The 25,020-nt window shown below is 74.2% G+C and carries 22 protein-coding genes; 13 read left to right on the forward strand and 9 right to left on the reverse strand.

Annotation, left to right across the window (positions count from 1 at the left end):
- Positions 1-134 precede the first annotated feature (134 nt).
- The 3 genes from J4557_RS19080 to J4557_RS19090 form a co-directional block, all read right to left on the reverse strand.
- On the reverse strand, positions 135-2,189 hold the full coding sequence (locus J4557_RS19080; protein WP_208268058.1) for a substrate-binding domain-containing protein: 2,055 nt from the start codon (positions 2,187-2,189) through the stop codon (positions 135-137).
- Positions 2,190-2,394: 205 nt separating this feature from the next.
- The gene (locus J4557_RS19085) at positions 2,395-3,663 is read right to left on the reverse strand and encodes a protein kinase family protein (protein WP_208268059.1); all 1,269 of its coding nucleotides are present in this window, start codon (positions 3,661-3,663) and stop codon (positions 2,395-2,397) included.
- Between the two features lie 402 nt (positions 3,664-4,065).
- The gene (locus J4557_RS19090; RefSeq protein ID WP_208268060.1) at positions 4,066-4,395 is read right to left on the reverse strand and encodes a DUF3099 domain-containing protein; all 330 of its coding nucleotides are present in this window, start codon (positions 4,393-4,395) and stop codon (positions 4,066-4,068) included.
- Between the two features lie 67 nt (positions 4,396-4,462).
- On the opposite strand from J4557_RS19090, the gene J4557_RS19095 reads away from it, so the two are divergent.
- Positions 4,463-4,675, forward strand: a complete 213-nt coding sequence (locus J4557_RS19095; protein ID WP_190856435.1) for a dodecin — start codon at positions 4,463-4,465, stop codon at positions 4,673-4,675.
- A 171-nt stretch (positions 4,676-4,846) separates the two neighbouring features.
- On the opposite strand, the gene J4557_RS19100 is transcribed toward J4557_RS19095, so the two are convergent.
- Both J4557_RS19100 and J4557_RS19105 read right to left on the reverse strand, forming a co-directional pair.
- Entirely contained in the window at positions 4,847-6,223 is a 1,377-nt protein-coding gene (locus J4557_RS19100) for a metallopeptidase TldD-related protein (protein ID WP_307800075.1), read from the reverse strand.
- A 5-nt stretch (positions 6,224-6,228) separates the two neighbouring features.
- Positions 6,229-7,728 carry a TldD/PmbA family protein gene (locus tag J4557_RS19105; protein ID WP_208268062.1) on the reverse strand — a complete coding sequence of 500 codons (1,500 nt, stop codon included), beginning with the start codon at positions 7,726-7,728 and terminating at the stop codon, positions 6,229-6,231.
- Between the two features lie 240 nt (positions 7,729-7,968).
- Between J4557_RS19105 and J4557_RS19110 the strand changes: the two genes are divergently transcribed.
- Together J4557_RS19110 and fabI are read left to right on the forward strand one after the other, a co-directional pair.
- Positions 7,969-8,673 (forward strand): beta-ketoacyl-ACP reductase, encoded by a 705-nt coding sequence (locus tag J4557_RS19110; RefSeq protein ID WP_208268063.1) that lies wholly within the window; start codon positions 7,969-7,971, stop codon positions 8,671-8,673.
- 4 nt (positions 8,674-8,677) lie between these two features.
- A complete protein-coding gene (fabI, locus tag J4557_RS19115; RefSeq protein ID WP_190856437.1) occupies positions 8,678-9,466 on the forward strand; it encodes an enoyl-ACP reductase FabI in 789 nt (262 codons plus the stop codon).
- A 118-nt stretch (positions 9,467-9,584) separates the two neighbouring features.
- Here the strand turns inward: fabI and J4557_RS19120 are convergent, their stop codons facing one another.
- From J4557_RS19120 to J4557_RS19130, 3 genes are all read right to left on the reverse strand, one after another.
- Positions 9,585-10,229: a hypothetical protein gene (locus J4557_RS19120; RefSeq protein WP_208268064.1), complete on the reverse strand. Its 645-nt coding sequence runs from the start codon at positions 10,227-10,229 to the stop codon at positions 9,585-9,587.
- Between the two features lie 144 nt (positions 10,230-10,373).
- Positions 10,374-12,398, reverse strand: a complete 2,025-nt coding sequence (locus J4557_RS19125) for a helix-hairpin-helix domain-containing protein (RefSeq protein ID WP_307799989.1) — start codon at positions 12,396-12,398, stop codon at positions 10,374-10,376.
- Positions 12,399-12,527: 129 nt separating this feature from the next.
- Entirely contained in the window at positions 12,528-13,481 is a 954-nt protein-coding gene (locus tag J4557_RS19130) for an aldo/keto reductase (protein ID WP_208268065.1), read from the reverse strand.
- A 273-nt stretch (positions 13,482-13,754) separates the two neighbouring features.
- On the opposite strand from J4557_RS19130, the gene J4557_RS19135 reads away from it, so the two are divergent.
- Both J4557_RS19135 and J4557_RS19140 read left to right on the forward strand, forming a co-directional pair.
- Positions 13,755-14,573: an undecaprenyl-diphosphate phosphatase gene (locus tag J4557_RS19135; RefSeq protein WP_208268066.1), complete on the forward strand. Its 819-nt coding sequence runs from the start codon at positions 13,755-13,757 to the stop codon at positions 14,571-14,573.
- A 124-nt stretch (positions 14,574-14,697) separates the two neighbouring features.
- A complete protein-coding gene (locus J4557_RS19140) occupies positions 14,698-15,339 on the forward strand; it encodes a hypothetical protein (protein ID WP_208268067.1) in 642 nt (213 codons plus the stop codon).
- 36 nt (positions 15,340-15,375) lie between these two features.
- Here J4557_RS19140 and corA read toward each other — a convergent pair whose 3' ends face one another.
- Positions 15,376-16,347 (reverse strand): magnesium/cobalt transporter CorA, encoded by a 972-nt coding sequence (gene corA / locus J4557_RS19145; protein WP_208268068.1) that lies wholly within the window; start codon positions 16,345-16,347, stop codon positions 15,376-15,378.
- Between the two features lie 86 nt (positions 16,348-16,433).
- On the opposite strand from corA, the gene J4557_RS19150 reads away from it, so the two are divergent.
- The 8 genes from J4557_RS19150 (at position 16,434) to J4557_RS19185 (ending at position 25,017) form a co-directional block, all read left to right on the forward strand.
- Positions 16,434-17,159: a histidine phosphatase family protein gene (locus tag J4557_RS19150; protein WP_208268069.1), complete on the forward strand. Its 726-nt coding sequence runs from the start codon at positions 16,434-16,436 to the stop codon at positions 17,157-17,159.
- 10 nt (positions 17,160-17,169) lie between these two features.
- Positions 17,170-17,718, forward strand: a complete 549-nt coding sequence (locus J4557_RS19155) for a DUF3090 domain-containing protein (protein ID WP_208268070.1) — start codon at positions 17,170-17,172, stop codon at positions 17,716-17,718.
- Positions 17,719-17,811: 93 nt separating this feature from the next.
- Positions 17,812-18,588 (forward strand): SCO1664 family protein, encoded by a 777-nt coding sequence (locus tag J4557_RS19160; RefSeq protein WP_208268071.1) that lies wholly within the window; start codon positions 17,812-17,814, stop codon positions 18,586-18,588.
- Positions 18,589-18,942: 354 nt separating this feature from the next.
- The gene (locus J4557_RS19165) at positions 18,943-19,707 is read left to right on the forward strand and encodes an NRDE family protein (protein WP_208268072.1); all 765 of its coding nucleotides are present in this window, start codon (positions 18,943-18,945) and stop codon (positions 19,705-19,707) included.
- A 161-nt stretch (positions 19,708-19,868) separates the two neighbouring features.
- Entirely contained in the window at positions 19,869-21,635 is a 1,767-nt protein-coding gene (locus tag J4557_RS19170; protein WP_208268073.1) for an ABC transporter substrate-binding protein, read from the forward strand.
- A 108-nt stretch (positions 21,636-21,743) separates the two neighbouring features.
- Entirely contained in the window at positions 21,744-22,964 is a 1,221-nt protein-coding gene (locus J4557_RS19175; RefSeq protein WP_208268074.1) for an ABC transporter ATP-binding protein, read from the forward strand.
- A complete protein-coding gene (locus J4557_RS19180; protein WP_208268075.1) occupies positions 22,961-24,049 on the forward strand; it encodes an ABC transporter ATP-binding protein in 1,089 nt (362 codons plus the stop codon). The genes J4557_RS19175 and J4557_RS19180 overlap by 4 nt, the downstream gene beginning before the upstream one ends.
- The gene (locus tag J4557_RS19185; protein ID WP_208268076.1) at positions 24,046-25,017 is read left to right on the forward strand and encodes an ABC transporter permease; all 972 of its coding nucleotides are present in this window, start codon (positions 24,046-24,048) and stop codon (positions 25,015-25,017) included. The genes J4557_RS19180 and J4557_RS19185 overlap by 4 nt, the downstream gene beginning before the upstream one ends.
- The last annotated feature ends 3 nt before the right edge of the window (positions 25,018-25,020 follow it).

Raw genomic sequence — 25,020 nt, forward strand, 5'->3', positions numbered from 1 at the left:
AACAGAACGCTAACTTAGCTCGAATCCCGTTCTAGCAGCAAATGCCAGAGGAGCGCGGGAAGCACGCATGATCGCACGGACGCGAGATTGCGGAATCTAGCGTTCCGTTCAGCGTGTCCGGGCGGCGGGCCCGGTCAGCAGGAGGGCTCGCAGACGCGCCGCGACACGGCCTTGAGGAAGATCCCCTGGATCTGCTCCGGCGTCTCGGCCACGTACACCTCGCCGCGGGTCGCGTGCGCGACGCGCCGCAGGTCCCGGACGTCGACGTCCGGCCCGTACCCGAGCATGTTGATCTGCACGGGCCGCTCCGGGTCGTAGGCGCGGCGCAGCTCGGCGAGCGTCTCGTCCAGCGTGGGCCCGTCCGGGTCCTCGTCGCGGCCGTCGGTCCACAGCAGGATCGAGTTGACGAACTCCGGCTTGTAGGTCCGCGTCATGTAGTCGAACGCCGCCAGGAGCGTGTCGTACAGGCCGGTGTCGCCGTGCTTCTTCACCCGCATCTGCGCGAACGCGCTCAGCACGCGCTGCCGGCGGGTCGACGACCCGAGCCGCTCGCCGAGCGGGCCGACGCCGACCAGCTCGCGCCAGTCCCGCCCGCCCGGCAGGTCCGTGGAGAACTCCCACTGGCCGAGCTCGCTGTCGTCGGGCAGCAGCGACAGGCCGCCCTGCGCGGTCCGGATCGTCGACTGCAGCCGCGACACCCCCGGCGCGACCGGTTCGGCCATCGAACCGGAGATGTCCATGATGCTCAGCATCCGGATGCTGAGCGACAGCTGCGCCCACGCCTGCATCGTCTGCGCGACCGTCGAGGCGGACGGCGCCGCCAGCGCGCGCGGCGCCCGCGGGTCCAGCCCCGTCCGCGCGGTGAACGAGGCGGGCGCGGCGCCGTCCGGCGTCCGGAGGCCGAGCCTCTGCACGTCGGCGCGCGCGGCCTTGGACGTGAGCGCCTGCTGGAGCAGCCGGCCCGCGCTTGCCTTCGCCGGGTCCCCGGTGAGGACGGTGACCGGGTAGTCGAGGACCACCGAGCCCTCCGACGGGTACACCGCGACCGCCGGCTCGGCCGCGTGCGCGGCGTTGTAGGCGTACACGGCGCGCTCCGGGGCGAGGGCCACGGGGTAGGGCTGCTCCGCGCCGCCGCGGAACGCGGTGAACTCGGCGTTCACCGACGCGGCGATGCCCTCCCGGATCGTCCGGACCACGCCGGTGAACACCGCCTGGCCGTCCGGTGACCCGCCCATCAGCGTCCCGGCGAGCATCAGCGTGCCCATGCCGGTCGCGCTGCGGTCGGGGTCGGGCACCTGGAGGCGCAGCAGGTGCGCGGGGATCGCGCCGCCGCCCGCCGCCGCGCCCGGTGCCCCGCCGGAGCCGTCCGCCGTCCCGGCCGCCTCCAGCAGGTCGCGCCAGGACGGCCGGGCGGGCACGCCCGCGGCGCTCAACTGCGCGGCGAGCGCCTTCGGCATCGCCACCACGATCGGGCTGGACGCGATCCCGCCGAGCGCGGTGAACGGCACCGGCTGCGCCGCCCGTCCGGACCCCTGCACGAGCCCGATCCACAGCGACGAGTCGGGGATCCACACGTCCGGCCGCTCGGTGACCCCGGCCGAGCCCTTGCCGGACAGCAGGGTCGCGACCGCCGCCGGGTCCGCGGCCCGCACCCGCACCCGCGCGCACCGGCCGCCGATCTCGTGCCGGCCGTCGTTGAACCGGCCGGCCGCCTTCGCCACGGCGGGCTCGACGTCGGGCGCCGCCGCGACCGAGAGCGTCATCGTGTCGCCGCCGGAGCAGTCCCCCTGGGACGAGGCGAACGCGTACACGCCGAAGCCCGACAGCACGACCAGCCCCACGGCCGCCGCGAACGGCCCGAGGAAGATGCCCGAGCGGCGCCGCGGCGGACGCGCCGCACCGTGCCCGCGGTGCCCGCCGTGCCGGCCCGTCCCGCCGTGCCCGCGGCCCTTCGCCGCCGCGTGCGCGGGCCCGGAAGCCTTCGGCGGCGGGGGAGGGGACGGCATGAACGCCGGCTGCGCGGGCGCCGCGGCGGGCGGACGCCGCCGGTCGCGCGCGGGCGCCCCGCCCGGGTCGGAGGCGCCGAGGAAGTCGAGGGGCGCGCGGAAGTCGCGGGGCACCCGGTAGTCGCCCGAGTCGGACAGGCTGCGCGGCGCCCAGTCGGGGACGTCGTCGTCGTGGCCGCTCATCGCGGACCTCCGTTCCCCGGGCGGGTGCACCGGGCCGCGGCGCGCCGTGTCATGACTCGCCTCCTCGCGGAGCGTGAGACAGATGAACGATGTGTCTCAGTCGGTCGGGTGTGATGTTCGTCTCGCCGGACGGCCCCGTCAAGGGTTTCGCCGGTACCGGACTGGATGCGGGAGGAGGACGGAGCCGGAACGGTCCGCAGCGGGCTCACGAGGGCACGGGGACCTCGGCGAGCAGCGCGCCGAGCCCGGCCGCGCGGGCGGGCGCCACGTCGCCGGGGGCCCGTCCGGCCAGCGCCGAGCGCAGCCCCGCGATCCGCCGCCGGAGGTCGACGGGCGCGCCGCCGTCCACCTCGTCCAGCAGCGCGGTCACCAGGGTCGCCAGCTCGGTGCCGAACCGCGGCCGGACCTCGCCCGTCGCCATGCCGACGTCGATCGAGCGCCGCATCCGCCCGAGGGCGCTCACCGCCGCCGCGCGGACCGTCCGCGCGGGGACGGCGGGGGAGGCCGCGGCCGGCGGGCGGCTCGCCGGGTCCTCCACCGGCCCGAGGGGCGGCCGCGAGGCCGGCCGGCTCGGCAGCGGCACCGCCACGTCCGCGGGGGCGTCCCGGAGCGACGAGAGGATCATCAGCAGCGGCAGGAGGGCCAGCGCCAGCACCGCCGCGCAGGCGCTGCCGACGACCGCCGCACGGCGGCCCCGCGGCCGTCCGGGCCGCCCGGCTTCGGCCGGGAGGACGCGTGTCCGGGCCGCCGCAGGCGCATCAGGGCCCTCGGCCTGCGCCGCGAGGACGCGTTCCGCGTCGGCCGCCGAAGGACGGCCGGCTCCGGCGTCCCGGTCCCGGCAGCGCGCCACCAGCTCGGCGACACCGTCCGGTATGCCGCTCACGGCGCCGTCCGGATCGCCCGTCAGGCACTCGGCGATGATCCCGCCGAGCGCCCGGACGTCGTCGTCCGCGCCGCCGGTCGCCTCGGATTCGCCCTCGCCGGCCCGGACGAGCACGCCGGCCGGGCCGAGGCCGAGGAGCCTGACCCCGTCCGCGGTGAGGAACACCTGGGAGGACGTCAGCGCCCCGTGCACCGCCCCGCAGGCATGGGCGGCGGCCAGTGCCCCGGCGATCCGCGCGCAGACCGCCACGCCCTCCTGGGGCGCCGGCAGGCCGCGTGACAGGCGGGCGCCGAGCGTCTCGCCGCTCAGGAACTCCGCCACGACGTACATCAGCGCGCCGCCGTCCGTCCCCTCGGCCTCGCCGTAGTCGTAGGTGGTGACCGCGCAGGGGTGGGCCGGGGACGCGGCGGCCCGCGTGGCGTCCCTGATCCGCTCCCGCAGCGCGCCCTCCGAGGCGGCCACCGCGAGGACCGTCACCGCGACGCGCCGCTCCAGCAGCGCATCGCGCCCGCACCACACCTGCGTCCGGCCGTGGCGGCCGAGGCGCCGCTCCAAGCGGTACCGGCCGTCCAGCACGAAACCCGGGTCCACGGGACCTCCCCTCTGGCGCGGGGATGGCGTTCACCCAGAGTGCAGTACGCACGCGGAACCCGGTTCGGATCGGCCGCCGGACGATCCGCACGGATCAGAAGGGAAAAAGTTCGGACCGGCCGGGTTACGGCCCGTGGCCGGAGCAGGCCACCGCGGGGACTTGCGCTTCCGCGGAGATGCGCCGGCGCCGCCGGCCCGGGTCAAGCCGGGGCATCGGGGCGGTGGCGCGGAGGCCATGAGACATGAAAAGCGGCGCCGGGTGGATACGGGGGCAACCCACCCGGCGCCGCATCATCGGTGTTCCGACGGGGGCCCGGAACACCGGCACGGGCGCTCCGACGGGGGACCAGAGCGCCGGTACAAATCGTACACCGAAACCCCCTGCGGTTAGTCAAGAGAATGTCACGACCGGATTTCCGGTCGCTGTCCGGAAACCCGCTTCTGCTCGGGGCCCTCGCGGTCGTCGAAGTGGGCGGACGGCGTCGGCTCGCGGCCGCCGTTCGCGAAGATCACCGCGACGTACGGCAGGAACAGCGCGCCGACGACGAGGACCGCCGCCAGCCACACCGGTGCCCCGGCCACCACGCTGACCACCGCCCCCACGAAGCAGACCGTCCGCACTCCCATCGACCACAGGTAGCGCCGCTGCCGGTGGCCGATGTCCTCGGACATGGGGCGGGGAGCGTCGGTGACCGTGTAGACCTCCGGTCCCCGATGGTGATTGACCTTCACCATTCCACGGTAAGCCCATGGAGTCCGATAGGCGACAGCAGGACGGTCAAGACATGGGAGACATGACATGACGGACCGTACGTACCGCGTGACGGAGATCGTGGGCACCTCGCCGGAGTCCGTGGAGACCGCCGTCCGCAACGGCATCAGGCGCGCCTCGCAGACCCTGCGCCACCTCGACTGGTTCGAGGTCAAGGAGGTGCGCGGCCAGATCGAGGACGGCGACGTGGCGCACTACCAGGTCACCCTCAAGGTCGGCTTCCGCCTGGAGGACACCTGATCACCCCCAAGGCGCCGCAAGGCGCCTTCGGGGGTGTGGGGGGAACCCCCACCGGGGGGCGTGGGGGGCTGGCCCCCCACCGGGGGCGGCCGGAGCGCCAGCGGAGCGCCAGCGGAGCGTAAGGCGACGGTCGCCCCCGGGGCGGGGGGTGTGGGGGGTCGCCCCCCACACCTAACTCGCCTGGGAGACCGTCGACATGTTGAAGTCGGCGACCCGCAGTGCCGGCATCGCGGCGCGCGTGAAGTAGTCCGACCATTCGCGGGGCAGGGCGGGGACGGTCCCGCCGACCTCGGCGAGCCGCGACAGCAGGTCGACGGGGCTCTCGTTGAACCGGAAGTTGTTCACGGCCCCGACGACCTCACCGTTCTCGACGAGGTAGACGCCGTCGCGGGTGAGGCCGGTGAGCAGGAGGCTCTGCGGGTCGACCTCGCGGATGTACCAGAGGCAGGTCAGGAGCAGTCCCCGCTCGGTGCGGGCGATCATCTCCTCGAGGGACGCGCCGCCGCCGGGGCCCGCCATCGAGAGGTTGTCGATCGACGGGGTGAGCGGCAGGCCGGTGCGCTCGGCGGAGTGCCGGGTCTGCGCGAGCGAGGTGAGCGTGCCGTCGGCGATCCAGTCGGTGGCGCCGAGCGCGAGGCCGTTGTCGAACACGGACGCCTCGCGGCTGGAGGCGTGCGCGACGACGAACGGCGCGCACTCCAGGCCGGGCGCGGCCGGGTCGCTGGACAGGGTGACGGGCAGGCTCGCGAGCTTCTCCCCGACGCGGGTGCCGCCGCCGGGGGCGCTGAACACGGTGCGGCCGTCGGCGGCGTCGTGGGCGCCCGCCGACCAGTACAGGTAGATCATCAGGTCGGCGACCGCGGACGGCGGCAGGATCGTCTCGTAACGTCCGGCGGGCAGGTCGACGCGCCGAGAGCCCCAGTCCAGCCGGCGGGCGAGGCCGGCGGCGAGGCCGGGGACGTCGACGTCGGCGAAGTCGCGGGTGCCGACGCCGGTCCAGGCGGAGCCGCCCGCGCCCTTGGCGTTCAACTCCAGCAGCCCGGTCGGCTGGTCGTGGCGCAGCCGCAGCCCGGCGGAGCTGCCGAGGAACGTGGAGGTCATGACGTGGTTGGCGAACCCGTAGAGCCGGTTCCCGGCGGACTCGGCGGCGGCGAACGCCTCGCCGAGCGCGGGCGCGACGCCCTCGTACACGCCGATGCCGGTCTCGGCGGGCGGGCCGTCCCAGCCGGTCGCGGCGGGCCCGTCGGCGATGAGCGGCGCGGCGTCCTCGGCGGCCTCGTTCCCGGCGGCGTCGGCCTCGGCGGCGCGCACCAGGTCCTCGATGCCGTCGGCGCCGACGGCGGACCGCGAGACCACGCCGGCGGCGACGCCGTCGCCGGTGCGGCGCAGCGCGATCACGGTGAGCCGGGTGGAGCGGGTGACGCCGTTGGTGGTGAGGGTGTTGCCCGCCCAGCGCAGGTTCGCGGTGGTGGACTCGTCGGCGATGGCGATGCAGTCGTCGGCGCGGGACAGGGCGAGGGCCCGCTCCACGGCCTCCTGCGGCCTGATCGTGCTCACTGGCCGGCCTCCTGCAGGGTGTTGAGGATGTTGACGCCGCGGAACAGCGCGGACGGGCAGCCGTGGCTGACCGGCGCGACCTGCCCCGGCTGGCCCTTGCCGCAGTTGAACGCGCCGCCGAGCACGTAGGTCTGCGGGCCGCCGACCGCCTCCATCGAGTTCCAGAAGTCGGTGGTGGTGGCCTGGTAGGCGACGTCGCGGAGCTGGCCGGCGAGGCGCCCGTTCTCGATCCGGTAGAACCGCTGCCCGGTGAACTGGAAGTTGTACCGCTGCATGTCGATCGACCAGCTCTTGTCGCCGACGATGTAGATGCCGCGCTCGACGCCGGAGATCAGCTCGTCGGTGGACGGCCCGCCGGGCGCCGGCGCGAGCGACACGTTCGCCATCCGCTGGATCGGCATGCTGGACGCGGCGTCGGCGAACGCGCAGCCGTTGGAGCGCTCCGCGCCGGTGAGCCGGGCGATGCGCCGGTCGGTCTGGTAGCCGGTGAACAGGCCGCCGGACACGATGTCGAACGACTGGGTCTCCACGCCCTCGTCGTCGTAGCCGATGGTGGCCAGCCCGTGCTCGGTGGTGCGGTCGCCGGTGATGTTCATGACCTTGGAGCCGTACTGCAGGCTCCCGAGCTTGTCGGGGGTGGCGAACGAGGTGCCGGCGTAGGCGGCCTCGTAGCCGAGGGCGCGGTCCAGCTCGGTGGCGTGCCCGATCGACTCGTGGATGGTCAGCCACAGGTTGGACGGGTCGACGACGATGTCGTAGGCGCCGGCCTCGACGCTCGGCGCGGCGAGCTTCTCGGCGAGCAGTTCGGGGATGCGGGCGAGCTCCCCGTCCCAGTCCCAGAGGGCGCCGGTCAGCCACTCCCACCCGTATCCGGCGGGCGGTGCGAGGGTCCGCATCGTGTCGAACACCCCGTCGGCGATGCCGACGGCGTTCACGACCGGGTGCAGCCGGACGCGCTGCTGGGTGGTGACGGTGCCGGCGAGGTCGGCGAAGAACTTGTTCTCCTTGACCTGGAGCAGGGTCGCGTCGACGTGGTCGACGCGGTCGTCGGCGAGCAGCCCGCGGCTCCAGTCCGACAGCAGCGCGACCTTCTCGGCGGTCGGCACGTCGAACGGGTCGGTCTCGTAGGAGGACACCCAGGTGCGCTCGCCGTGCGCGGGTTCGGGCGCCAGCTCGATGGGCTCGCGGTTGACGGCGCGGGCGACGGTCGCGACCTCGACGGCCTGCTCGGCGACCCGGGCGGCGCCGGCCGCGGTCAGGTCGATGCCGGCGGCGAAGCCCCAGGTGCCGTCCTTGACGACGCGGACCGACAGGCCCACGTCGTCGGCGTCGAGCGCGGTCTCCAGGGCGGCGTCGTACAGCCGGAGGGTCTGGCTGCGGATGCGTTCGAGGCGGAAGTCGGCGTGCTCGGCGCCGAGTTCCCTGGCCCGGGCGAGGGCCGCGTCGGCCAGCGCGCGCAGCGGCAGCGCGGTGAAGGCGGGATCGATGTCATGCACCTTCCGCAACCTACCCCCGAGGGCGCTCCCGCCCCACCTGCGCGGCGGGGCGAACAAAGCAGGGGTGCGGATCTTGTCGGTAAGGCACATCCTGTTCCCCCGCGGGGGCCGCTAGGGTCGTGCGATGTCGTCGCAGGACGGCGACTCCGGGAGCGACCGCCCGGCCGCGGGCGGTCCAGCGCGCACCGGGAGCCGCGCACCGGAGAACGGACCAATGAGACAGCCTACGAGAGGGTCGTGATGAGTCGCTCTGTCCTCGTGACCGGGGGGAACCGGGGCATCGGCCTGGCCATCGCCCGCGAGCTGGCCGCGGCGGGCGACGCCGTCGCCGTCACCTACCGGTCGGGCGAGCCCCCGGAGGGGCTGTTCGGCGTGCGGTGCGACGTGACCAGCGCCGAGGACGTCGACGCGGCCTTCGCGAAGGTCGAGGCGGAGCAGGGCAAGGTGGAGGTGCTCGTCGCCAACGCCGGCATCACCAAGGACACGCTGCTGGCGGTGATGAGCGAGGAGTCGTTCACCTCGGTGCTCGACACGAACCTGACCGGCGCGTTCCGGGTCGCCAAGCGCGGCGTGAAGGGCATGATGCGGGCGCGCAAGGGCCGCATCGTGCTGGTGTCGTCGGTCGTCGGGCTGCTCGGCTCGCCAGGGCAGGCGAACTACGCCGCGTCCAAGGCGGGCCTGGTCGGGTTCGCGCGGTCGCTGGCCCGCGAGCTCGGCTCGCGCAACATCACGGTGAACGTGGTGGCGCCCGGGTTCGTCGACACCGACATGACCGCGGTGCTGACCGAGGACCAGCAGAAGGGGATCACCGCGGCGATCCCGCTGGGCCGGATCGCGCGGCCGGAGGAGGTCGCCAAGGCGGTGCGGTTCGTGGCGAGCGAGGACGCCGCCTACATCACCGGGGCCGTGATCCCGGTGGACGGCGGCCTGGGAATGGGGCACTGAGGTCATGGGAATCCTCGAAGGCAAGCGCATCCTGGTCACGGGCGTCCTCACCGACGCCTCGATCGGCTTCCACGTCGCGCGGGTCGCGCAGGAGCAGGGCGCCGAGGTGGTGCTGACCGCCTACCCGCGCCCCACCCTCACCGCGCGGACCGCGAAGCGGCTGCCGTCCGGCCCGGAGAACCCGCCGCCGGTCATCGAGCTGGACGTGATGAACACCGAGCAGCTGAACGCCCTCGAGGGCAACCTGCGCGCGCACGGGTTCGACCACCTCGACGGCGTCATGCACGCGATCGGCTTCGCGCCGCAGACCGCGCTCGGCGGCAACTTCCTGGAGACGCCCTGGGAGGACGTGGCGACCGCGGTGCACGCCTCCACGTACTCGCTGAAGTCGCTGACGATGGCGTGCCTGCCGCTGATGAAGGACGGCGGCTCGGTCGTCGGCCTCGACTTCGACGCCACCAAGTCGTGGCCGGTGTACGACTGGATGGGCGTGGCGAAGGCCGGCCTGGAGTCGTGCGCCCGCTACCTGGCCAAGTACCTCGGCCCGCAGGGGATCCGCGTCAACCTCGTCGCGGCGGGCCCGCTGGCCACGATGGCGGCCAAGAGCATCCCCGGGTTCGAGGGCATGACGGAGCTGTGGCCGAAGGCGGCGCCGCTCGGCTGGGACATCAAGGACAGCGAGCCGACGGCGCGGGCCTGCGTCGCGCTGCTGTCGGACTGGTTCCCCGCCACCAGCGGCGAGATCGTCCACGTCGACGGCGGCCTGCACTCCATCGGCGCGCCGGACGTGTGAGCCCGTGATTCGCGCCGGAGGCCCCTTCCCGTTCCCGGGGAGGGGCCTCCGGCGTTCGTGAGCCGATGCCGGCGGCCGGCACCCGACGCGTCGGGTGCCGGCTCGCGGGTGGCCGCGGTCAGCGGCGGCGGGCGGCGGCGGACCGGCGGATGGAGCGGCCCGCGACGCTGATGTTGAGGGCGGCCACGGCGCCCGCGGCGCCCGCCGCGGCGGCGACCCAGAGCATCTGGTTGCTCTCGTGCTCGGAGGACGCGACGGGCGAGATGAGACGCGTCTGCGGCATGGCCGCGGTGCCCGGGCCGGCGCGGTAGGCGTTCGGGTCGGCCGCGATCTCCGGGGTGGGCAGGACGCCCGGCAGCCCGGCGGCGGGCAGGGGCGCCTTGCCGTCGTAGGGCTTGAGGCCCTCGCCGCCGGTCATGGGGGCGGGCCCGCTCCCCGCCGCACCGCCGCCCGACGGCACGGAGCCGTTTCCGCCGGACCGCGCGGGCGCCCTGGTCGTCTTCGGCGCCTTCGGGACGGCGGGCTTCCTCGTCTGCTCGGTGGGCGTCGGCTTCGGCGTGGGGGTCGGCGTGGGCGTCGGGGTCAGCGCCTTGCGCAGGTTGCCGAGGTTGCACTTCCAGTTCTCGATGGTGCTGGCCGGGTCGGTGCCCTTCTTGCAGGTGTCCGCCGCCGCCTCGCCCGCGGGCGCGGCCAGTACCAGGACCAGGGCGCCCGCCGAGACCGCGGCCGAAGCCGTACCGAGCCGCCTGAGCCGCTGGGGCATGTCGCTCCTCCGCCTACCGGTGATGCTGTTGTTGACATCTGGTCCAACGAAAGAAGGACACAGAGGTCACGGTCAAAACGCGCGCCAATTGGTCAGATCGTGCCCCATGCGCGCCCAACCGTAAACCGCGACACGGCGGTTTCTTTACCCCGTCACCAATCGCGCCAGGTGGGTCCGCCGCTCGCGCGCCCCGGACTCCTTGACGGCCCTGGCCAGAGCGGGTCCGGCCGCCTGCACCACCGACAGGTGCCGGCGCGCGAGCCCGAACGCGGTGGCCACCAGCGGCCGCGACAGCCCATCCGGCACCAGCACCGCGACGACCGCCGGGCGGCGCGTCCCGCGCGCCTGCGCGACCGGCACCGCCCACCCGTGCCGCAGCCGCGCCGCGTCCGCGGGCGCGACCGTCACCGCGCCGCCGGGGAACTCCACGTCCAGCCCGTGCGGGCCGCCTCCGGTCACCACGCCCGTCTCGCCGACCGCGGCCTGGGGGAGCGGCGCCGCGACGACCACCCGGTCGCCGGGGTCCATCCCGCCGAACGCGCCGGGGCCGGGGTTCAGCCGCGCCTTCAGTGCCGCGTTCAGCGCCGCGGTGCCCGCCTCGCCCCCCGCCGCGGCCGCGACGACCTGGACGTCCTCCACCGGGATGCCGAGCGCCCGGGGGATCGAGTCGGTGACGAGCTGGACCGCCCGGTGCACGGCCTCGGCCGGGTCGCCGGCGGGCACGATGACCACCTCGCGGCCCGGCGCGTCCACGGCGACCAGCTCGCCGCCGCGCACCGCCTCGGTGAGCGCCGCGACGGGATCGGCCGGCGGCTCGGCGTCCAGCATGACGACCGGCACGGTCTCGGACGCCTCCAGGTCGTCCAGCGGGCGGCCGGGACCGGCGGGCGGCGGCGAGCCGGGCTCGGCGCACAGCACGAGGTGGGCGCCGTCCGGGCACGCCTCGATCAGCACCGCGCACAGCTCGACGTCCAGCGCCGCCGCGTCCGCCACCACGACCAGGTCCAGCTCGAACGGCCGCTGCTCGCCGCGCCCGTAGACGACGGCGCCGGGCGCCGCCGCGGCGCCGTCCTGCGGCTCCAGCAGGCGGTGCAGGCTCGCCACCGCAGGGGCCGCTCCGCCGCCGGGCAGCGCCGCGGCGAGGTCGGCGGCGGCCCGCTCGGTCGGCGCGGCGATCGCGGCGCGCAGCCCCCGCGACGCGGCGGCCGCCGCGATGCCCGCGGCGACCTCGGCGAGGGCGTCCGGGGCGCCGCGCAGGACGCTGACGCCGGTGCGCAGCGCGGCGGTCAGCGCGAGCGAGCGGTCCTCGGGCAGCCCGGCGCGCAGCTCCTTGACGCCGGCGTCGTCCAGCAGGGGAGCCGCGGTGAGCGTCAGCCGCTGGAACCCCTCGGCCGCCGCCTCCTCCGCCAGCGCCCACCTCGCGGGCCCGAGCGTCTCCTCCGGCTCGGGCGGCTCGGCGTCCTCGTCGAAGGACTCCTCGTCGAACTCCGGCTCCTCGGTGAGCGTGACGACGTCGCCGCCGTCCAGCGCGGCCTCGACGGCGGCGCGCGTGTCCGCGACCCGGGCGCGCTCCAGCGCGGACACCACGTCGGCGAGGGGCGTGACGGTATGGCCGCGGCGGGCCGCCTCGGTCAGCAGGTGCAGGACGAGCGCGCCGCCGCGCCTGGGGTCGTCGGGCCGGGCGTCCGGGCCGAGCAGGGCGCGCGCGAAGTGGTCGGCCTGGGCGGGCTGGACGCCGGGGACGCTCAGCAGCCGCCACGGGTCCTCGCGCAGCCGCGCGGCGGCGCCGGGGCCGAGCCGCGCCGCCGTCCGAGCGGCCAGCCCGGCCGGGACGCCCAAGGAGGCGAACAGCTCGTCGAGGGCGGCCCGGCCCTCGCCGGCGTCGGCGGGCGCCGCGGCCGGAGCGTCGGCCTGCGTGCGGGCGGGCCCCGGCCGCCCCGGTCCCTGCTGCCCGTTTCCCAGCGGCCCGTTTTCCTGCGGGCCGGGCTCTTGTGGTCCGGGTCCCTGTGGTCTCGGTTCCCGCGGACCGGTGGTCCGCGCGGCGCGGGCGGCCTCGGCGGCGCGGGCTCCGGCGGCCTCGGCCGCGCGCAGCGCCTCGGCGGCGCGGGCGGCGCGCTCCTGCGGGGACTCGGCCGAGGGGTCGTCGATGTCAGGTGGGGTGTCGGTCACGGGCTTCCCGTCGCGGCTTCTCACGGTTGGCGGTGGACCGTCCCGAGCGTGCCACGGACGGCCCGCCCGGTCACGGAGGCGGGCACGAGAGGGGCGGTCACAGGGCGGGCGGTCATGGGGCGGGCGCGGTCACTGGTGGGCCGGGGACATGTCGGAGACGTCGTCCAGGGCGGCCCGGATCTCGTTCGGCAGCGTCAGGTCCTCGCTGTCCAGGATGGCCTCCAGCTGTGCGGCGGTGCGGGCGCCGACGATCGGGGCGGCCACCCCGGGCCGGTCCCGGACCCAGGCCAGCGCCACGCTGAGCGGCGACACGCCGAGGCCCTCGGCGGCGGTCACCACCGACTCCACGATCCGCGCGCACTCCTCGTCCAGGTAGGGCTGGACGAAGTCGGCGAAGCGCGGCGCGGCGGCCCGCGACCCGGCGGGGATGCCGGTGCGGTACTTGCCGGTGAGCACGCCCCGCCCGAGCGGCGAGAACGGCAGCAGCCCGGCGCCGGCGTCCAGCGCCGCGGGCACGACCTCCCGCTCGATGTCGCGGCTCAGCAGCGAGTACTCCAGCTGCGCCGACACGATCGGGGCGCGCCCCGGCCAGGCGCGCTGCCACGCGGCGGCCTTGGACACCTGCCAGCCCGCGTAGTTGGAGACCCCGACGTAGCGGGCGCGGCCGGACGTCACCGCCTCGTCCAGCGCCGACAGCGTCTCCTCCAGCGGCGTCGCCGGGTCGTAGACGTGCAGCTGCCACAGGTCGACGTGGTCGAGGTCCATCCGGTCCAGGGACGCGTCCAGAGCGCGCAGCAGGTGCCGGCGGGACCCGTCGTAGCGCCCGTTGGGCCGGATCGCCGCCTTGGTGGCGATGACGAACGCGTCGCGGTCGACGACCTCGCGCAGCAGGGCCCCGAGGATCCGCTCGCTGTCGCCGTCGCAGTAGACGTCGGCGGTGTCCACCAGCGTGCCGCCGGCCTCCGCGAACGCCACGAGCTGCGCCGCGGCCTCGTCCGGCTCGGTGTCCTGGCCCCACGTCATGGTGCCCAGCCCCAGCCGGGACACCAGCAGCCCGCTCCGCCCGAGGTGACGCTCCTTCATAGGCGGTCAATGTAGCGGTCATCGCGGGAGTCCCACGGTGCCGTCACCGTCCGCGTCCGCCCGGTGACGTGCGCGAAGGCAGGTGTACGGCAGGTGACGGGAACATGAGCATGATCGGTCTCAATGGTGACGGAAAACGATGTTCGCGCAGGTGGGACGGTCGCCAGGGCGGGCGGCGCCGGTGCGCGGGAACCGGGGCGCTGCGGGCGGCGGATACGCTTCACCGGGATCGGCGCCGTGGCCGATCTCGCATTCGGAGGGGACCCGCCGCTCGTGAACGTCGTGGAAGCGACCGTGCTCGGGATCGTCCAGGGGCTCACCGAGTTCCTGCCGATCTCCAGCTCCGGTCACCTGCTCATCGTGCCGAAACTGCTCGGCTGGAAGGACCCGGGCGCGGCCTTCACCGCCGTCATCCAGCTCGGCACCATGGCCGCGGTCGTCATCTACTTCTGGCGCGACCTCGTCCGCATCCTGACGACGTGGACCAAGAGCCTGTGGACGCCGGAGCTGCGCCCCCAGCAGGACGCGCGGCTCGGCTGGTACATCGGCCTCGGCACCGTCCCGGTCGCGGTCATCGGCCTGGCCCTCAACGGATTCATCGAGGGCGGCGCCCGGAACCTCTGGCTGAACGCGTCCTCGCTGATCGTCCTCGGCCTGCTGCTGATGGTCGCCGAGTGGGCCGGCATCGGCAAGCGCGAGGTCGCCGACCTCAACATGCGGGACGGCCTGATCATCGGCGGGTTCCAGGCGCTCGCGCTGATCCCCGGGTCGTCGCGGTCGGGGTCGACGATGACCGGTGCGCTGTTCCTCGGCTACACCCGCGAGGCCGCCGCCCGGTACTCCTTCCTGCTGTCGATCCCCGCGGTGGTGCTGTCGGGGCTGTTCGAGCTGCGCAAGGCGTTCGACGGGTCGCTGCAGGTCGTCCCGACCGCGATCGCGACCGTGGTGTCGTTCGTCGTGGGCTACGCGTGCATCGCCTGGCTGCTGAAGTTCCTCACCCGGCACTCCACGAACGTGTTCGTGTTCTACCGGGTGGCGCTCGGCGGCGTGCTGCTGGGCCTGCTCGCGGCCGGCGCGATCTCCGCGACCTGAACCGCGCGCGTCCGGGCCCGGCCGCACCCGGGCCTCACAGGGACCGACGTGCCGCCGGACCGGCGCGAAGATCCTCGGGTGAGACCTGTTCCGGCGGGTCACCGCCGGGCTAAAGTGCCGGGCCATGGCACCATCCCCGTACTCGACGCACCCGCCGGAGGACGCCGGCGGGCCGTCCGCCGACCCGGTGTTCGGCGCCGGCCCCGGCGACGACCCGGGCTACCTCGCCTCGCTGCGGGACACGACGGTGCTGGGACGGATGCGCCTGATGATGCTCGTGCTCGTCGGCGCGCCGGTGCTGATCCTCGCGCTGACCCCGCTGATCGTCGACAACCGCGGCGGCATGGCCGGGGACGCCCCGCCGTGGATCTACGCGCCGCTGCTGCTGGCGGCGGCGGTCGCGGCCCTGGCCGGGCCGCGCGCCCCGCTGGCGATGGCGCCGGGCGCCGAGCCGCCGGCCGCGGCGCGGCTGGCGCTGACGCAGTTCCGGCAGGCGGTGCTGCTGCGGTTCGCGCTGGCCGAGGGCGTGATCCTGCTGGGCCTGCCGCTGGCGATGATCGGGCACGCCGTGGTGGTGTTCGGCGCCGGGTTCGTCGTCGGCTACCCGCTGCTGCTGTGGCTGGCGCTGCCGACCAGAGGAGGGGTGGAGCGGGTGCGCCGCCGGTTGGAGGCCCAGGGGGCCGAGTCGCACCTGTGGGCCGTGCTGCTGGCCGCGCCGCCGCCGGAGCTGCTCCCCGGCCGGACGCCCGGCCGGGACGCCGCGTGACCCTCCGCGCCGGCCCCCCAGGGCCGTCCGCGCGCCCTACAGCCAGCCGCTCTTGCGGAGCCTGAGGTAGAGCAGGACGCACACGACCGCCATCACGACCAGGACGACCGGGTAGCCCCACGTCCACTTCAGCTCGGGCATGTGCGCGAAGTTCATGCCGTAGATCCCGGCGATCGCGGTCGGCACCGCGATGATCGCCGCCCACGCCGAGATCTTGCGCATGTCCTCGTTCTGCCGCTTGCCGAGCAGCGCCAGATGCGCGTTCAGCACGCTGTTCAGCAGCTCGTTGTGCGCGTCGACCTGCGCGTCCACCCGCAGCAGGTGGTCGAGCACGTCGCGGAAGTACTCCCGGGTCCCGGCGCACTCGGAGACCCGGCCCTTGACGATCTCCTGCAGGACCGGCACCAGCGGGTCCTCGGCGGTGCGGAACTCCAGCACCTCCCGCTTGAGCGAGTAGATGTCGGCGGTGACGTCGCGGGCCCGCGGGTCGAACACCGCCCGCTCCAGCCCGATGATGTCCACCTCGACCTCGTGCGCGACCAGCCCGTACCGGTCCACCACCTCGTCGCACACCGCGTACAGCACGGCCGTCGCGCCGTGCTTGAGCAGGTCCTTGTCCTGCTCCAGACGCCTGCGGACGGGGCCGAGCGGGTTCCCGGCCCCGTGCCGGACGGTGACGGCGAAGTCCTCTCCGAGGAACACCATGATCTCGCCGACCTCGATGTCGGACGTCTCGTCGACGTAGGCGAGCGTCTTCAGCACCACGAACAGGGTGTCGTCGTAGCGCTCCATCTTCGGCCGCTGGTGCGCCGACACGGCGTCCTCCGCGGCGAGCGGATGCAGCCGCAGCTCGTCCTTGACGAGCTCGAACTCCTCCTCGTCCGGCTCGTACAGGCCGATCCACAGGAAGCAGTCGCCGTTCGCCCGCGCCAGGTCGAAGGCGTCGCTGATGTCGCCGTCGATGTCGCTGCGGACGCCGCCCGCGTAGATGGCTTTGTCCACGATCACGGCACGCATTGTCGCGCATCCGCCGCGCCGCGCGGAATCGCAGCGGTGATCACATCCGGTCCGCGCATCTCCTACAGTGGCCAGTTGTGACGACCCTTCTCCTGGTAAGGCACGGCCTGACCGCTATGACCGGGCCGGTGCTGGCCGGCTGGACCCCCGGCGTGCGGCTGGACGAGCGCGGCCGCGCGCAGGCCGCCGCGGTCGCCGGGCGCCTGGCGGCGCTGCCGCTCGCCGCGGTCGTCTCCAGCCCCCTCGACCGGTGCGTCGAGACCGCCGAGTCGGTCGCCGCCCCGCACTCCCGGGACGCCGGCGGCGCCGTCGGCAAGGTCGAGATCGACGAGCGGTTCGGCGAGGTCCGCTACGGCGACTGGACGGGCCGCCCGCTCAAGGAACTGGCCGAGGAACCGCTGTGGCGGGTCGTCCAGGCCCACCCGAGCGCCGCCCGGTTCCCCGGCGAGGACGGCGAGGCGATGGCGGACGCCCAGCACCGCGCCGTCGCCGCCGTCCGCGACTGGAACGAGCGCGTCGCCGCCGCGCACGGCCCGGACGCCGTGTACGCGGTGTGCAGCCACGGCGACATCATCAAGGCCGTCGTCGCCGACGCGCTCGGCCTCCACCTGGACCAGTTCCAGCGGATCCAGGCCGACCCCGCGTCGGTGACCGCGATCCGCTACACCGAGCTCCGGCCGTTCGTCCTCCGCCTCAACGACACCGGCGGCGACGTCGCCGGTCTCCTGCCCAAGCCGGACGAGGGCGATGACCGGAAAACCGGATCCGGGGCGAGTGACGCGGTCGTCGGCGGCGGCGCGTAGGGTCGATGTCATGCCCGTCATCTCCTACGACCTGCCGGAGCGGTTCGTCGCCGGCGCCGTCGGGCGCCCCGGCGACCGTGCCTTCTACCTGCAGGCCCGCGCCGGCCGCCGCGTCACCAGCGTCGGACTGGAGAAGTTCCAGGTGACGCTGCTGGCGGAGCGGCTCGAGGAACTGCTGGACGAGGTGCTGCGGCGCAGCGGCGGCGAGGCCCACGTCCCCGCCGTCACCCCGTCCGAGCTGCGCGACGACGGGCCGCTGGAGCAGCCGGTGGAGGAGGAGTTCAAGGTCGGCACGATGGCGCTGGCCTGGGACCCCGACGACGAGCGCGTCGTCATCGAGGCGCAGGAGGTCACCGAGGGCGAGGAGGACGCCGAGGTCGGCGAGGACGACCCGGCCATCGCGGTGCTGCGGGTGCGGATCAGCCCGGCGCAGGCCCGCGCGTTCGCCGAGCGGGCCCTGCAGCTGGTCGCCTCCGGGCGGCCGCCGTGCCCCCTGTGCGGGCTGCCGCTGGACGCCGAGGGCCACGTGTGCCCCCGCCAGAACGGATACCTGGGCTGAGATGCGCGCGGTCGGCACGCCGGGCCGGGTCGCGGCCGCCCCGCACCGGGACCCGCGCTGGATCACGGGCGGCGCGGCCGGGAGAATGAGCGCATGACGCAGTCCTCCCGGGACCGGGCCCCCGCCGGCGACCCCTCCGGCGACCGGGTCTCCCCCCGCGACGTCCCCGCCGCCGAGCGGCTGCTGCTGGCCGGCCGGCTGTCGATCGAGGGCCGCCTCGTCCAGGCCTCCAACGCCACCCTGTACTGCACCATCGAACACGACGGCGTCAGCGCCGCCTGCGTCTACAAGCCCGTCGCGGGCGAGCGGCCGCTGTGGGACTTCCCCGACGGCACCCTCGCCGAGCGGGAGGTCGCCGCCTACGAGGTGTCCAAGGCCATGGGCTGGGGCACCGTCCCCCCGACCGTCCACCGCGACGGCCCCTACGGGCCCGGCATGGTGCAGCTGTGGGTGGAGCCCGACCCCGACACCGACCTGGTCGCGCTGTCGCGCTCCGACGACGACGCGATCCGCCGCATGTCGGTGTTCGACGCCGTCGTCAACAACGCCGACCGCAAGATCGGGCACCTGCTGCCGCCCGGCGACGGCCACGTGTACGGCTGCGACCACGGCGTCTGCTTCTCCGTGGAGTACAAGCTGCGGACGGTGCTGTGGCAGTGGCGCGGCAAGCCGCTCACCTCCGAGGCGGTCGAGGCCCTCGGCCGGGTCGACCGCGCCCTGCGCGGCGGCCCCCTCGCCGCACGCCTCACCGAGCTGCTCACCGAGGAGGAGGTCGATGCGACCCGCCGCCGCGTCGAGCTCATGCTCAAGCACCGCATCCACCCGTACCCGCCCGAGGACTGGCCCGCCATCCCCTGGCCGCCCCTTTAGTCCAGGGGGGCGACCCCCTGGAACCCCCGTCACGGTCGGTGGGCTGTTTCCCCGCTCCGCTGGCGCTCCGCGGCGAAACAGCCCACCGACCGTCGGGCATGCCCGCTGCGCTCGCTGGCGCTCGCTCCGCGTGCCTGCCCGTGATGGCGGCCGGGCTTCGATCTCCCGGGGGCGGCCTCCTAGAACCCCCGTTACGACGGGCGGGGCGTGCCCGCTGCGCTCGCCAGGGCTCGCTCCGCGTGCATGCCCGTGACAGTGGCTGGGCTTCGATCTTCCGGGGGCGGGGCTTGGATGTGGTGGGGTGGGGGACCCCGGGGTTCGGGTGGGTTCGGGGGAAGTGCTCCAATTGGGGGCATGTGCACGGCGATCATCAGTGTCGATCCCTCCGCCGCCGTCCCCGTCCTCGTCGCGGGCGTGCGGGACGAGTTCATCGCCCGGGAGTGGGAGCCGCCGGGACGGCACTGGCCCGGCCGGCCCGGCCTCGTCGGCGGCCGCGACCTGCGGGCCGGCGGCACCTGGTTCGCCGTGGACCCGGCCGCGCCGCGCGTCGCGCTGGTGCTGAACGGCCGCGGCAGGATGGCGCCCGAGGACGGCCGCGCCACGCGCGGCGAGCTGCCGCTGCGGACGGCCGCCGACGGCAAGCTCGGCGAGCCGGACCTCGCCGCCTTCGACCCGTTCCACCTCGTCGGCGCCGAACCGGACCGGGTGCGGCTGTGGAGCTGGGACGGCCGGGACCTCACCGAGCGCGACCTCGGCCCCGGCCTCCACATGATCGTCAACAGCGGGCTCGAGGGCGAGGGGCAGGAGGAGGGCGCGACCGAGGACGCCTACATGGCGGCCCGCCTCGCCCACTTCCGTCCGCGCCTGGCTGCCGCCGCCCGGCCCGAGCCCGGACCCCGCGACGACGTGCGCACGGCGTGGGGGGCGTGGCTGCCGCTGCTGGAGGGCGACGGCCTGCCGCGCGCCGACCACCGCGCGCTGCTGCCGCTGCTGGACATGGGCGACGGCCGCGTCTGGGGCACGACGTCCGTCAGCCTGGCGGCGCTCGCCCCCGGCGCCGTCCGCTACGACTTCTCCGCCGCTCCCGGCGACGGGGCGGGCTGGTCGCGGGTGCTCTGACCCGCGCCCCCGGCGCACGGCGTTTTCCTCTCCGCGTCCGCGCGATCATGACGCTGGGTGCTAATTTGACTACCTAATGCGATCTTCGTGGCCGCCGCGTGCGGGCCCGGTCCGCGGATCGCTCCGGGCAGTCGGTCATCAGCAGACGGGGGAGTGCGCAGATGACAGCAGTGAGACGGGGGGCGGTGGTCACCGCCGGGCTCGGCGCGGCGGTGCTCGCGCTGGCGTCCTGCGGGAGCGGCGGTGGCGGCGGCGGGGGGAGCGCCGGCGGCACGCTGAAGGTCGTCGGGTCCTCCGACGTGGACCACCTCGACACCTCCAGCGTCTACACGACCTGGGGCAACATGCTGGCCCGCCAGTTCGCCCGGACGCTGTTCGGGTTCAAGGCCGCCGACAACTTCGACGACGCCATCAAGGTGCAGCCCGACGTCGCGCAGGAGATCCCCAGCACGCAGAACGGGGGCGTCAGCCAGGACGGCCGGACCTACACCATCAAGCTGCGCACCGGCGTGCTCTGGAACACCAACCCGGCGCGGGAGGTGACCGCGCAGGACTTCATCCGCGGCATCAAGCGGGTCTGCAACCCGGCCAAGCCGTCCGGCGGCAAGGCGTACTACACCGAGACCATCGTCGGGATGAGCGCCTTCTGCAAGGGCTACGGCGGCGTCGACCCGAAGAGCGCGTCCGCCATGGCCGCCTACCAGAACGGCCACGACGTGGCCGGGCTGACGGCCAAGGACGACAAGACCCTCGTCATCAGGCTGACCCAGCCCGCGAGCGACTTCACCAACATCCTCGCGCTGCAGTTCGCGGCGGCCGCCCCCGCCGAGTACGACGGGTACATCCCCGACAGCCCGCAGTTCCGCCAGCACACGGTCTCCGACGGGCCGTACCAGATCGTCTCGTACACGCCGAACAAGCAGTACGTCCTCGACCGCAACGAGAACTGGAACGCCGCCTCGGACCCGACCCGGGCGCAGAACCCCCAGCGGATCCAGATCACGATGGGGCAGGACTCGCCCGACGTCGTCCAGCAGCAGATGGAGCAGGGCTCCGCCGACCTCGCCTGGGACCAGCCGGTGCCCACCTCGCGGATCCCGGCCCTGAAGTCCAACCCCGACTTCAAGATCATGGACGGGTCGTCCAGCAACCCCTACATCGTCTTCAACACCCTCAGCCCGAACAACAACGGCGCGCTCGGCAAGGCGCAGGTCCGGCAGGCGATCAACTACGCGATCGACAAGACCGCGCTGATCCAGATCTACGGCGGCCCGGACGTCAGTGAGGTGCTGAACCAGGTCATCCCGCCGCGCAGCGTCGGCTACCAGCCGTTCAACCTGTACCCGACGCCCGGCAACGCCGGCGACCCGAACAAGTGCAGGCAGCTGCTCGCGCAGGCCGGGTACCCCGGCGGGCTGACGCTCAAGTTCCCCTACCGGGTCTCCAGCAACCACCCCAAGGTCGCGCAGTCGGTGCAGGCGAACCTGAAGGCGTGCGGGATCACCGCGAACCTCACGCCCGACACCAACGGCACCTTCTACAACACCACGCTGGTGACCCCCGCCGACGCCAAGGCCGGCAAGTGGGACATCGCCGGCCCCGGCTGGGTGCCGGACTGGTACGGCAACAACGGCCGCACCAACATCGTGCCGCTGTTCGACGGCCGCCAGTACGGCCCGAACTCCACCAACTACGGCGACTACAACAACCCGAAGGTCAACGCGCTCATCGACCAGGCGCTGAAGGCCAAGGACACCAACGTGGCGGCCGGGTTCTGGGCGCAGGCCGACAAGCAGATCATGCAGGACGCCGCGGTCGTGCCGCTGATGAACCAGAAGTACCCGATCTTCCACTCGTCGCGGGTGAAGAACGCGCAGTACCTGCCGCAGTACCAGGCGTACGACCTCAACCAGGTCAAGCTCTCGTAGCCGGCGGCGCCCGGGCGCCCGCAGGCGGCGCCGCGCCCGGGCACCGGCCCGCGCCCGCGCGCGGCGCGGGCCGTCCGCCGGCCGGATGCAGGACGTGAAAGGGCGTCGATGAGTCTTCTCGAGGTGACCGACCTGCAGGTCTCCTTCAGCACGCCCGACGGGGTGGTGCGCGCCGTGCGGGGCGTCTCGTTCGAGGTGGACCGGGGCCGCACGCTCGGCATCGTCGGGGAGTCGGGCTCGGGGAAGAGCGTCAGCACCCAGACGCTGATGGGTCTCACGCCGGGCGCCCGGGTGAGCGGACGGGCCCTGTTCGAGGGCGCCGACCTGCTCACCGCGGGGGAGCGGCGGATGCGCCAGATCCGCGGCGCGGAGATCGCGATGATCTTCCAGGACCCGCTGTCGAGCCTGCACCCGCTGTACAGGGTGGGCTGGCAGATCGAGGAGATGATCCGCGCGCACGAGCCGGGCACCGGCCGGGACGCGGCCCGGAAGCGCGCGGTCGAGATGCTCGGCACGGTCGGCATCCCGCAGCCGGCGCGGCGCGCCGAGGAGTACCCGCACGAGTTCTCCGGCGGCATGCGGCAGCGCGCCATGATCGCGATGGCGCTGGCGCTGAACCCGAAACTGATCATCGCGGACGAGCCGACGACCGCGCTGGACGCGACCGTCCAGGCGCAGATCCTGGACCTGATGCGGCGGCTGCAGCGCGAGTACGACACCGCCCTCATCATGATCACCCACGATCTCGGGGTGATCGCCGACATGGCCGACGACGTGCTGGTGATGTACGGCGGGAAGGCCGCGGAGAAGGCGCGGCGGCGCCCCCTGTACTACCGGCCGCACCACCCGTACACCAAGGGGCTGCTGCAGTCGACGCCGTCGGCGGCGGCCGGCGCGGACCGGCTGCGGCCGATCCCCGGGCAGCCGCCGAGCCTGATCAACATCCCCTCGGGGTGCGTGTTCCATCCGCGCTGCGAGTACGTGATGGACCGGTGCGTCACCGACGAGCCGGTCCTGGACCCGGTCACGGGCGACGACGACCCGACGCACGTGTCGGCGTGCTGGCTGCCGCTGGAGGCGCTGGGGCTCGGCGAGGACGCCGAGCGGCTGCGGCGCCGGGCGGTCGAGGAGGGACGGGTGCGGGCGCGCCCCGCGGCCGCGGCGCGCAACGGCGCCCCGGAGTCCTCGGGCGCGGTCGACGCCATCGCCGACGGCCGGAACGCGGACATGGAGGCGGGCGCGGACGGCGGCGCGAGCGCGGCCCGCCGGCACGGCCGGCCGGAGGGCGGGGACGACGGCGGAGCGCGCGGGGACGGAGGCGCCGTATGAGCGGCGAGGCGGGCGGGCCGGGCGAGGTCCTGGTCTCGGTCGAGGACGTCTACAAGCACTTCCCCATCAAGCAGGGGATCGTCTTCAAGAAGGAGATCGGCCGCGTGCACGCGGTCGACGGCGTCGACCTCCAGGTCCGGCGCGGCGAGACCCTCGGGATCGTCGGGGAGTCCGGCTGCGGGAAGTCGACGCTGGCGCGCTGCGTCACCGGGCTGCACCAGGTGACGGCGGGGCGGATCCTGTTCGAGGGCGACGACATCACCCGGCTCGGCAAGGCCGGCCTGAAGGCGTTCCGCCGCGACGTCCAGATGATCTTCCAGGACCCGTACGGGTCGCTGAACCCGCGCCGCCGCGTCGGCTCCATCATCGGCGACCCGTTCGCGGTGCACTCGATCGCGGGAGGCGCCGAGCGCAAGCGCCGGGTGCAGGAGCTGATGGAGCTCGTCGGGCTGAACCCCGAGCACTACAACCGGTTCCCCGCCGAGTTCTCCGGCGGGCAGCGGCAGCGGATCGGGGTCGCGCGGGCGCTGGCGCTCAAGCCGAAGCTGATCGTGTGCGACGAGCCGGTGTCGGCACTGGACGTGTCCATCCAGGCGCAGGTCATCAACCTGCTGAAGGACCTGCAGGACGAGCTGGGCCTGACGTACGTGTTCATCGCGCACGACCTGTCGGTCGTCCGGTACGTCAGCGACCGGGTCGCGGTGATGTACCTCGGCAAGATCGGCGAGGCCGCGGAGGCGGAGACGCTGTACGGGCGGCCCCGGCACCCCTACACGGCGGCGCTGCTGTCGGCGGCGTCGATCGCCGACCCGGACGAGGCGGAGCGCGCCGAGCGGATCGTGCTGACCGGGGACGTCCCGTCGCCGATCGAGCCGCCGCCGGGCTGCCGGTTCCATCCGCGCTGCCCGAAGGCGGAGGACCGCTGCATCCGGGAGGACCCGCCGCTCGTGCCGCGCGAGGGCGACCCGTCCGACCACGTGACCGCCTGCCACTTCCCGGTGGAGCCGGGCGAGAGCCTCGCGCACAAGCACGCGGCGATCGCGCAGGTCTCCACCCAGCCGGAACTCCCGGAGGCCGAGGAATGAGCAGCTACACCGATCTCGAGGCGCAGGAGGTCGACCCGACGGCGGGCACCGGCCCGGCCCGGGTGCAGGGCCGCACCCCGTTCCAGCTGGCGTGGGCGCGGTTCCGGCGCGACAAGCTCGCGGTCGCGTCCATCGTCGTGCTGGCGCTGATCGCGATCTACGCGATCCTCGCGCCGGTGTGGGCGCACCTGACCGGCCACCCCTACGACGCGACGTTCCCGAAGACGGGCCTGGACGTGAGCGGGCAGCCGCGCGGCCCGTCCGGCACGTTCTGGCTCGGCGCCGATCAGCTCGGCCGGGACGTGCTGGTCCGTGCCGCCTACGGGGCGCGGATCTCGCTGGTGGTGGGGATCCTGTCCGCGGTGCTCGCGTCGATCGTCGGGACGCTGGTCGGCGTCCTCGCCGGGTTCGTCGGCGGGGCGATGGACACGCTGCTGGCCCGGCTGATGGACATGACCCTCGCGCTGCCGTACCTGCTGGTGGCGATCATGCTGGCGACCACGTTCCAGATCTCCTCGGTCGGCGCCAGCCTGACCCTGACGATCCTGGTGATCGCGTTCTTCTCGTTCGCCGCGTTCGGCCGGATCATCCGCGGCCAGGTGCTGTCGCTGAAGCAGAAGGAGTTCGTGGAGGCGGCCCGCTCGCTCGGCTCCTCCAACGCGCGGATCATGTTCGTGGACATCCTGCCGAACCTGGTCGCGCAGGTCACCGTGCTGACCTCGCTGCTGATCCCGACGTCGATCGTGTTCGAGGCGACGCTGTCGTTCCTCGGCGTCGGGGTGCGGCTGCCGATGCCGTCGTGGGGGTCGATGCTCGGCGAGGGCAGCGACGTGTTCCAGACCGCGTGGTGGCTGCTGGCGGTGCCCGGCGTCCTGCTGCTGCTGACCACCCTGTCGTTCAACCTGCTCGGCGACGGGATCCGGGACGCCCTCGACCCGCGCGGCGACCGGGCCACCGGAGGGGAGTGAGCG

It is taken from the genome of Actinomadura nitritigenes (genome assembly GCF_017573545.1).
In the GTDB taxonomy this organism is placed as follows: Bacteria; Actinomycetota; Actinomycetes; order Streptosporangiales; family Streptosporangiaceae; genus Spirillospora; species Spirillospora nitritigenes.